The organism is Roseovarius sp. D0-M9 (assembly GCF_037083805.1).
GTDB lineage: Bacteria > Pseudomonadota > Alphaproteobacteria > Rhodobacterales > Rhodobacteraceae > Roseovarius.
Map to the genome: position 1 here is coordinate 1 of NZ_JBAPKZ010000117.1, position 1382 is coordinate 1382.

General features: G+C 63.4%; 1 protein-coding gene. It reads right to left on the reverse strand.

The annotated features are described in order from the left end of the window. Positions 1-33: 33 nt before the first annotated feature. Positions 34-1284 (reverse strand): IS256 family transposase, encoded by a 1251-nt coding sequence (locus tag V8352_RS21755; RefSeq protein ID WP_336426344.1) that lies wholly within the window; start codon positions 1282-1284, stop codon positions 34-36. Between the last annotated feature and the right edge of the window lie 98 nt (positions 1285-1382).

Genomic DNA, 1382 nt, shown 5'->3' on the forward strand with positions numbered 1-1382 from the left:
CCGAGCTATGCCCGAAAGTTGGTGACGGCGTGATCAGGCGGCGGCTTGAAGTTGCTTGATGCCGTCCTTGAAGGCAATCCCCTGGACGATCTCGGGCAGCCGATTGGCACCGTCCAGCTTTCGCCATTTTGCCTGCGCCGACATCATCAGCCTGAAGGCCATGGCCAGCCCGGTTTTCCGGCTCAAGCAGCCCTTTGTCTTGCCGGTGCGGTGACGGACGGTGGCGAAGGTGCTCTCGATAGGGTTTGATGTGCGAACGTGTTTCCAGTGTTCGGCCGGGAAGTCGTAGAAGCTGAGCAGCACCTCACGGTCCTTGACCAGCTTGGCGGTCGCCTTGTCATATTTCACGCCATATGTCTCGATGAAGAAATCGAAAGCGGCTTCGGCCTCAGCCTTGGTCTCGGCCTGCCAGATGTCGTGCAGGTGGCCCTTGGCTTTGGGCTGCACGGATTTCGGCATCGCGTTGAGGACGTTCCCGGTCTTGTGGACCCAGCAGCGTTGCCCGCGCGTGCTGCCGAACACCTCGCGCAGCGCCGTCCAGAACCCGAGGGCACCGTCGCCGATGGCCAGTTCCGGGGCTCGGGTGAGACCACGGCGCTTGAGATCGAGCAGCAGCTCGCGCCAGCTCTGCGTGCTCTCGCGATAACCATCGGTGAGGCCCAGAACCTCCTTACGGCCCCATTCATCTGCGCCGATCAGCACCAGAACGCATTGCTTTTCCTCGGCCATACGGGGCCGGAAGTAGACCCCGTCGGCCCAGATATAGACGATCCGCCGGGCCCCGAGATCGCGGCGCTGCCAGCGGTCATATTCGTCCCACCACGCAGCCTTGAGCCGCGAGATGGTGGTCGACGACAGCCCCGCCGCGTTCGGCCCCAGGAGCGCGGCCAGCGCTTCCTGGAAATCGCCGCTGGAAATGCCCTTGAGGTAGAGCCAAGGCAGCAATTCCTCGACCGACTTCGCCTTGCGCAGATAGGGAGGCAGGATGGATGACGTGAACCGAACCTTCTCGGCCCCGGCGGCCCGGTCGCGAACCCTGGGCACCTTCACGGGCACCGGACCGATCCCGGTCATCACCTCGCGCTCCGGCAGATAGCCGTGGCGCACGACGCGGGCCCGGCCATCTTCGGTCTTGTCATCGGCATGGGCGGCAAGCAGAGCCGTCAGCTCGGCTTCCACCGCCTGCTCGATCAGGCGACGCGCGCCGGAGCGCAGGATATCCGTCAGCGGGTCGGGCGAAAATCCCGATGGATCAGGCAATGGCGTGATGGTAGTCTTGGTCATGTGGCATATCCCTTTCTCTTCGGAGAATTGACGGCGCGTGAACACCGCCATGATATGCCGCCCCTCAGGGGCCATCACCAACTTTCAGCTATATCTCG

Bases quoted from the DNA above. Each gene is read 5' to 3' on its own strand.
- V8352_RS21755 (WP_336426344.1), bottom strand. From the start codon at position 1,284: ATGACCAAGACTACCATCACGCCATTGCCTGATCCATCGGGATTTTCG.